Origin of the sequence: Enterobacter sp. GD03975 (assembly GCF_029838645.1) — a bacterium.
Taxonomy (GTDB): Bacteria; Pseudomonadota; Gammaproteobacteria; order Enterobacterales; family Enterobacteriaceae; genus Enterobacter; species Enterobacter quasihormaechei.
This window is the reverse complement of the sequence record NZ_JAOBZC010000019.1, coordinates 46,366-54,235: the sequence shown is the minus strand read 5'-3', so window position 1 is coordinate 54,235 and position 7,870 is coordinate 46,366. Positions and strand designations below refer to the sequence as shown.

Here is a 7,870-nt window from a genome sequence, read left to right as displayed (position 1 = left end):
CCGCTGCGCCGGCGCGGCATTGCCGTAGCCCTGCGCGGCGTCCGCCAGCACCAGATGAATGACGCGTTCAGGGAACTTCGCCGCAAACGCGCTGGCCACCAGCGCGCCCAGGGAATGGCCCACCATCACCGCCTGCCAGACACCGGCGCGATCGAGCATCGCCGCCAGCGCGTCGGCGTAATCTCCCGCGTTCGCCCGCTCAACCGCCAGCATCGGGCTTTCGCCGTAACCGGGCATGTCCCACGCCAGCACGCGAAAACCGTTCAGCGCCATCTGCTTGTGCCAGGACGCAGCGCCAGAGCTGATCCCGTGCAGCAGCATCAGCGGAATGCCGCTTCCCTGTTCACGAAAACCCGTCATGGCGCCCCCTTAGTTCCGCTTCACTTTTGAGAGCGGATGATCGGAAGGGTAGGTCGGGATTTCCGGCTTGTTGGTTCCCAGCATGACGCACATCAGCGCCTCTTCTTCCCCGTGGTTAAACAGGCCGCGATAGATACCCGGCGGGACGGAGATCAGGTCACGCTCGCGCAGCACGGTTTCGGTGTAGTTGTCGCCGTCCTGGATCATCAGCGTGATCTGCCCTTTGAGCATGAAGAACACCTCCTCCACGTCGTCGTGCAGGTGCAGCGGCCCTTCGCACTTCGACGGCAGCACCATGGTGGAGAAGGTGAAATGATCCGCCTGCACGGTGTTGGTGTCGTTCGCCACGCCGGTTGCGCCGGTGCCGATGTAGCGCATCTGCGCCCGGCGGTATTTCGGGTCAAAATCGGACTGGAACTTCAGCGCGTTCCAGTCGTATTTACGGCCTTCGAAGCGCGCGATGCGCGACTCGACCCACTCTTCCATTGTCAGGTGGTCAGGTTTGATGCCTGAAGTGTTGGTTACGGTTGAATCAGTCATGACACTCTCCTCAGTAACGTCTCAGCAGCGGCAGTAACAGGACGCAGCCCACCGCCGCCATCACCGCCAGAAAAATCAGCCCGGAATCCATGCTGTGGGTGAAGGCGATAAGTGCGCCCATCACCGCCGGCGACAGCGCGCCCGCAAAGTTTCCCAGCCCGTTGAAAATCCCCCCCGCCGTGGCGCTCACCCGGGGATGGGTAGCCTTCCCCAGCAGGGCGAAAATGTTGGGGGCGCCGGTGCCCCACATAAAGGTGCTGAAGCTCATCGCCGCGATGATGGCAAGCGGGGTATCAAGGTGCATCACCGCCGCCAGCCCGAAGGCCGCCCCCGCCATGGAGATAAAGCAGGCCGCCGCGCGCTTATCGACCCGGTCAGAGAGCCACGCGCCAATCACCTCTCCCGCCAGCATGGCGATGAACGGCATCGACGACAGCCAGCCCGCGTGCTCCAGGTGGATGCCTTTGCCCTTGATTAAGTAGCCAGGCAGCCAGCCATTGATGCCCCACAGGTAGGTCAGGAACGCGATGTTGAAGATGCAGATGATCCAGAAGTGCGGGCTGACAAACAGCTCGCGCCGCGCCGCGCGCCGCTCGTCCTGAGACGCCTGCGAGGTGCCGGGTTTTGCTTCCAGACGGATCCCGCGCAGGCCGATGCGCACAAAGATAAGCACCGGCACGGTCAGCATTGCCATGACAAAGAAGGTGCTCTGCCAGCCGAAGGTGTTCAGCAGCCAGAGGGAGAGCGGGAAGCCAATCGCCGCCCCTACCGGCGTGCCCAGCAGCCACAGCATGGTGGCGCGCGCCTGTAAATGCTGCGGGAAGTTGTGGCGCACGATGGCGAAGGCCAGCGGGAACAGCGGCCCTTCCGCCACGCCCAGCAGGATGCGCAGAACGATCATCAGCGTGTAGTTATGGGTAAAGCCCATCGCCACCATCAGCACGCACCAGATCGCCATCATCCCGGTGAGCAGGCGCAGCGGCGCAATTTTGTCGCCTAACCCGCTCAAAAATACCGACGAAAAGCCGTAGCTCAGCAGGAAGGCGCTCATCAGAATGCCGAGGCGCGTGGTGTCAAAATCGATGCCCATCGCCTGCTGGAAATGGGTATCGGAAAAGAGCGCCGCGATGCTGATTTTGTCGAAAAACGCCAGCAGCACGCAGGCCAGCAGCGACAGCGGGATGGCCCAGCGCACCGCTTTTTCAGGCGTGCGGGTTCCCTCACCGCTCGCCTCGACGGGCGCGGTGTTGGTCTCTAATGTGGTCATGTCTCCCCCTACGGGTGCGGGTTAGCTATCGCAGTGACATCAGTGAAAAAGTCGGGTCGGCGAGCGGTACGTCCGACAGGTCCCGTCCCGCCGCCATCCAGCGCTTCGCCAGCTTGACGGTGCGCGCATCGTTGAACGCCACCAGCTGCGTCAGCCGCCCGCGTTCATCCAGCGAGAAGAACAGCGCGTCTTCACGCACCCGCGTTTTGCCTCCCGGCTGCGGAATGCCGAGGATCTGAATATTGTGCTGGTATTGATCCGACCATAGCCACGGCGCGTCGTCGTAGCCTGGCGCATCGGGGTTAAGCATGGCTTTCGCCGTCGCCACCGCCTGATTCTGCGCGAAGGCCCAGGACTGGATGCACAGGCCGTAGTGATGGTGCTGTGCCACGTCGCCTGCGGCAAAGATGAACGGATCGGACGTGCGCCCCTGGGCGTCCACCACGATCCCCCGCTCGGTGCGAAGTCCCGCATCGCGCGCCAGCTCCAGATTGAGATCGACGCCGATCCCCACCACTACCGCATCAAAGGTTTCACGCTGGCCGTCGCAGTGGATGACCGGCAGGCCGTTATCGTCCTCCAGCTCCAGCGCGCCGCAGCCGGTACGGATATCCACCCCCTGCTCGCGATGGATAGCTTCTAAGCGCTGCGACACCTCGCCGCTCACCGAGCGCATGCACAGCGCGGGCTGCTGCTCGAACAGCGTGACCGCCACGCCGCTTTTGCGCGCGGAAGCGGCAATCTCCAGGCCGATCCAGCCGCCGCCGACAATCGCCAGTTTTTTACTTTCTGCCAGACGCGCCTTCAGGCGCTGCGCGTCCTGCCAGTGGCGCAGAGTGTAGACCTGCGGGTGCGCCGCCCACGCCTGCGAAGGCAGGCGCGCCCGCCCGCCGGTGGCCATTAAAAGGATGTTGTAACTAAGGCGTTCGCCGTTGCTCAAACGCACGGATTTCGCTTCACGATCGACTGATTCAGCACGCAGCGGGCGGTACCATGTCAGATTCAGCGCCTGCTGTGCTTCTTCGCTAAACAGCCGCGGGAGCGCCGCGTCCGGCTCCAGCAGAGACGCTTTCGACAGGGGCGGACGTTCGTAGAAATCCCACTCCTCTTCCGCCACCACGCAGATCTCGCCGTCGAAGCCCTCGTCGCGCAAGGTTTTCGCCGCCCAGCCGCCCGCCTGACCGCCGCCGATAATGACAATGCGCGACGTCATACCGCCTCCGGCTTTTTCTGCTGGCGGCGCGTGTCGTGGTCGATGCCGCCCTCCACCGCCCATTCGGTAAAGGAGACCAGGGAGTGCTCCAGCTCGCGCGGCTGCCAGTTTTCCGTCAGATAGTCGTCGTTGGTGTAATACTCAAACGCGCCGCCGGTCGGGCTATTGACGTACCAGAAGTACGCCGACGACACCGGATGGCGGCCCGGCCCGATAAAGGTGCTCCATTCATTTTTATTCATCGCGATACCGCCGCCGATCACCTCGTGGATGTCGCGCACGGTGAAGGCCACGTGGTTGAGGCCGCGCTTGCGGTTCGGCAGTTGCAGCAGGAACAGGTTGTGATGGCCGCCGCGCGCCCCGCAGCGCAGGAACACGGCGCGGTTGATGTAGCGGTCCGAAACCTGGAAGCCGAGCACCTCGCGGTAGAATTTCTCCACCGCCGCCAGCTCCTCCACGAAGAACACCACGTGCCCGACGTTGATCGGCTGGGCACGCTCATAAACCGGGCTCGGCGTGTCGATGCGGCGGGCGTCGCCCCACTGGTTAATCGGCTCAACATTCAGCTCCACGTCAGTCTGCTGGCTGACCTGCACGCGCAGGGTCATGCCGTTCGGATCGAGGCATTCCAGCGCGTCGCCCACTTCACGAAAGCCGGGCTGCTGCGCAAGCTTCGGGCGCAGCGCGTCGAGATCGGACTGTGCGGCCACCGCCCAGGTCATGCGGCGCAGGGTGTTGCCCGCTTCAAACGCCGGCGGCAGGTCGGGGCTGTCGATGGGGTTCAGCTCCACGCGCGCGCCGCTCAGGGTGGTAAAACGCTGGCCGCTGGCATCGCCCGTCAGGCCAAAATCACGCATAAATTTGGCGCAGTGCGTCAGGTCTTCCACGCCAAATTCCAGCTTTTCAATTCCGGTTACACTCATCGTTCGTTGCCTCATCTGGCCCAAAATGGGCGTAAAACATGCCCGACGCAGTCAAGCGCCTGACGTTAACTCACTGATTTAGCTGGCCTGTGACAAATATCCTAAGAAGCCAGAAATTTTATCCGCCGCGAGGCGAACCTCGTTTTGCAGCCGCTCGCGGTCGGTCTGCGGGATCTCCTCCGACGGCACAAGAATGCTGACCACCGCCGCCACGCGTCCGCTTCGGTCATACACCGGGTAGACGATGGAGGAGATGCCGTGGCGGAAGAAGGATTCGCCGATGACATACCCGCGGGCTTTGTCCTGCTGCACCATCTGCCACAGGGCCTCGCGGTCATGAAGCTGCCCCGGCGTGTTGCCCGGCAGGCGCTCGTGCGGGAACAACTGTTCGAAATCGGCGCGGGAAATATCGGTCAGCAGCATGCGGCCCAGCGAGGTGCAGTGCACCGGCAGGCGGGTGCCAATGCTGACCTGGTTGATGCGCGACCCGGCGGCGCTGACGCGGGCGATGTAGATAATGTCGCGCCCGTCGCGGATCGCCAGATGGCTGCTGCACTGGCTCACGTCGCGCAGTTGCTCGATCACCGGCTGGCCGACCTGCGCCACGTCCAGCGAGGCAATGTACTCAAAGCCGAGACGCAGCACGTTCATGCCCAGCGAAAAGGTATTGGTGCGCGCGTTCCGCTCCAGAAAGCCCATGTACTCCAGCGTCTGCACCACGCGATAGGCGGTCGCCTTCGGCATATCCACCAGCCGGTGCAGCTCGGCAAAGGTCAGATCGCGATGCTGCTCGCCAAAGGCCAACAGCAGCTGTAAACCGCGCTCCAGCCCCGGCACCAGATACTTCACTTCCTGATCGTTTGCCATAATCGCCACACCTTAGTTAAAAACAAAACCGCCGTTGACCGGGATCAGCTGCCCGGTGATAAACCGCGACAGATCGCTTAACAGCCAGACCACGCTGCCGGTGACGTCTTCCGGCTGCTGCGCGCCGGTTAACGCGCGGCCATTCTCGTAGAGCTGGTGGCGCTCGGCCGGAACATATTCGGTTGCCTCGACGCGGGTTAACCCCGGCGCGATGGCATTAATGCGGATACGCTTTTCACCCAGTTCGCGCGCCATTGAGCGGGTCATCGCAATCACGGCGCCCTTGCTGGCGACGTAGGCCATCAGGCGCGGCGCGCCCCACAGCGCGGTGTCGGACGCAACGTTCACGATGCCCGCGCCCTCGCGCAGCAGCGGCACCGCGGCGCGCGTCACCAGCCAGGTGCCTTTGACGTTAACGCTCATCACCCGATCCCAGAGATCCGGATCGTAATCGAGCATATTTTTGCCGCCGACGCCCGTCGCCATCGCCGCGTTGTTCACCAGGCCATCAATCTGACCCTGCTCGCCAATCGCGCTGAACACCTGCTCAATGGACTGCGGATCGGCCAGATCGATAACGTGCGGTTCGATCGCATAGCCCCGCTCGCTCAGGGCGTGGGCGCTCTCGGCCAGCTCGCCCTTGAGGATGTCGCACATCACCACCGCCGCGCCCTGCTCCGCACAGGCTTTGGCAAAGTGAAAGCCCAGCCCGCGCGCGGCGCCGGTTATGACGATGCGCTTGCCGCTCAGCAGCCCGTTCATCAGGCGGCTCCCTGCTGTTCTTCGCGCATCGCCAGCTGCTCTTTGGCGGCCTTTTGCATCATGCGGCGCAGGCGCGAGAGGCCGACGTCGTGCTGATACAGGTATTCATGGTCGCGGGCGTTGGGCGCCAGGCTTTCCAGCACCACGCGGTCCTGCTCCAGCACTTCCCAGTGCAGTTTTTCCAGACGGTTGCGGTACATGAAGCGCCACATGTCGCGCTGCCAGCCCTGCACCCGGCGAATGCGCCAGAAGAAGACGCGGCAGTTGTCGTTATCTTCCGGCACCACCATGCCGACGATAAAGAAGTGGCCGCCCGGCCCGAAGCGCTTCTTGTACGGAATGGAGAGGCGCATCCAGCAGGTGCCGCTGTTGCCCAGCTCCACCCAGTCAAAGTTGACGCCGCTCTGCCCTTTTTTCTCGAAAATAAAGCCGGTTTTGGTCGGCTGGAGCACCATGTCGGCCTTGCGATCCCCTTCCGCCATTGAGTGCGACGAGGAGTGCAGATAGGTGCCGTGCATCGGGTCCATCACGTTTTCCAGCGCGTACTGGTAATTGCATTTCCACGCGGCGGTGCAGAGGAAGTTGCTGAAGCTGTCCGTATCGGCGAGCTCGTCCGGGAAGGTCAGTTCGTCCGGCTGCTGGTCTGCGGTGACGCCAAACCACAGGAAGATGGCGCCGTGCGCCTCCTGCACGTTGTAGCTGCGCACGCACTGCTGGCCGACAAGCGGGCATTTGTCCACGGCGGGCACGTCTTTCACCTCGCCGTTGCCCGCGACCTCCACGCCGTGATACCAGCAGGCAATGCGGTCGCCCAGGTTCCAGCCCATCGACAGGCGTGCGCCGCGGTGCGGACAGCGGTCCTCCAGCGCCTGCACCTGGCCGTCTTTGTTGCGCCAGACCACAATCTGTTCGCCCAGGCGGGTAATGCCCACCGGCGCAGACTGCACCTCCCAGCTCGTCAGCACCGGATACCAGAGGCCGCGCAGACCTTTATCGAGATAGTGTTGTACGGTAGTCGTCATCGCGTTGCCCTCAGTAGCCGTTAACCTGTAAGAATGCCTGGAAGCTGGCCTCGCTCCACGGCTCGCCCTGCTGATCGTGCATGCGCACCGCGTTCAGCCCGTTCACCAGCTCCGGTAAGGTTTCAACTCCCTGCTCGAAGAGATCTTCCAGCGTGGCGATGAGGTTCACTTCCCAGCTTTCCGGCTCGCGGCTGCGGGTCTGCCAGATCAGGTTCTGGTAATCACCCGGCTTATGGATCGCACCGTTACCGCCCTCAGCCGGTGGGGCAAACTGACGGCTTTCCGGCAGCGCCGGGTTGTAATTCAGGGTGTCGCTCATGCCACGGTCTCCTCGACGAAGGTAATCTGAATCTGGTTTTCAAAAACCCGAACCGGGTAGCGGTTAAGGTTGCGTCCGCCGGGGCCGTGCAGGCACTGGCCGGTTTTAACGTCGAAGACCGCCTCGTGCAGCGGGCATTCCACTTTGCCGTCTTCCACGAAGCCCTGGCTCAGCAGGGCATAGGCGTGGGGGCATACGTCTTCCAGCGCGTAATATTCACCGTCAATCAAATACACGCCGATCTCTTTACCGTCGACGTTGCCGCTAAAAGGGAAATCTTCCTGTACTTGTTCTGCGTCACATACGCCTATCCAGCTCATCACGATCCTCCAGGCTTTTGTTTCATATATGAAACTCTGTTTCTTATTTAATACGGTCAATATAAAAGCGATGAATGTTTCGTCAAGCCGCAATGTGACGAATTTGTTAATCAAACGGTAATTAATTAACTAAGTGTGCAAAGGATCACGAAAAAATGCAGCGATATGAAATTTTCATTATTGCGGCGTGAAAGAATACGATTTATCGATGGCCTGAAATTTTAATAAAGAGTGATTGACTTCTTTTCTTTTTGTTCCTTAAAAATAAAAGAAGGGA

The 7,870-nt window shown here is 61.8% G+C and carries 10 protein-coding genes; all 10 read right to left on the bottom strand.

Annotation, left to right across the window (positions count from 1 at the left end; genetic code table 11):
• A partial coding sequence (locus tag N5C09_RS20680) for an alpha/beta fold hydrolase (RefSeq protein ID WP_279749794.1) occupies positions 1–360 on the bottom strand: 360 nt, incomplete at its 3' end.
• A gap of 9 nt (positions 361–369) precedes the next feature.
• Positions 370–900, bottom strand: coding sequence for a cupin domain-containing protein (locus N5C09_RS20675; RefSeq protein ID WP_279749793.1), 531 nt, complete (start codon positions 898–900; stop codon positions 370–372).
• Between the two features lie 10 nt (positions 901–910).
• On the bottom strand, positions 911–2,167 hold the full coding sequence (locus N5C09_RS20670; protein WP_279749792.1) for an MFS transporter: 1,257 nt from the start codon (positions 2,165–2,167) through the stop codon (positions 911–913).
• Between the two features lie 25 nt (positions 2,168–2,192).
• Entirely contained in the window at positions 2,193–3,380 is a 1,188-nt protein-coding gene (locus N5C09_RS20665) for an FAD-dependent oxidoreductase (protein WP_279749791.1), read from the bottom strand.
• Positions 3,377–4,303, bottom strand: a complete 927-nt coding sequence (locus N5C09_RS20660) for a VOC family protein (RefSeq protein WP_060572201.1) — start codon at positions 4,301–4,303, stop codon at positions 3,377–3,379. Before N5C09_RS20660 ends, N5C09_RS20665 begins: the two co-directional genes overlap by 4 nt.
• A 78-nt stretch (positions 4,304–4,381) precedes the next feature.
• Positions 4,382–5,170 carry an IclR family transcriptional regulator gene (locus N5C09_RS20655; RefSeq protein ID WP_041908334.1) on the bottom strand — a complete coding sequence of 263 codons (789 nt, stop codon included), beginning with the start codon at positions 5,168–5,170 and terminating at the stop codon, positions 4,382–4,384.
• A 12-nt stretch (positions 5,171–5,182) separates the two neighbouring features.
• Positions 5,183–5,932 carry an SDR family oxidoreductase gene (locus N5C09_RS20650; protein ID WP_003860050.1) on the bottom strand — a complete coding sequence of 250 codons (750 nt, stop codon included), beginning with the start codon at positions 5,930–5,932 and terminating at the stop codon, positions 5,183–5,185.
• Positions 5,932–6,954, bottom strand: coding sequence for an aromatic ring-hydroxylating dioxygenase subunit alpha (locus N5C09_RS20645; protein ID WP_279749790.1), 1,023 nt, complete (start codon positions 6,952–6,954; stop codon positions 5,932–5,934). The genes N5C09_RS20650 and N5C09_RS20645 overlap by 1 nt, the downstream gene beginning before the upstream one ends.
• Before the next feature lie 10 nt (positions 6,955–6,964).
• Positions 6,965–7,273: a recombinase-like helix-turn-helix domain-containing protein gene (locus N5C09_RS20640; protein WP_028014353.1), complete on the bottom strand. Its 309-nt coding sequence runs from the start codon at positions 7,271–7,273 to the stop codon at positions 6,965–6,967.
• Positions 7,270–7,593 carry a non-heme iron oxygenase ferredoxin subunit gene (locus N5C09_RS20635; RefSeq protein ID WP_003860044.1) on the bottom strand — a complete coding sequence of 108 codons (324 nt, stop codon included), beginning with the start codon at positions 7,591–7,593 and terminating at the stop codon, positions 7,270–7,272. Before N5C09_RS20635 ends, N5C09_RS20640 begins: the two co-directional genes overlap by 4 nt.
• Positions 7,594–7,870: the final 277 nt, after the last annotated feature.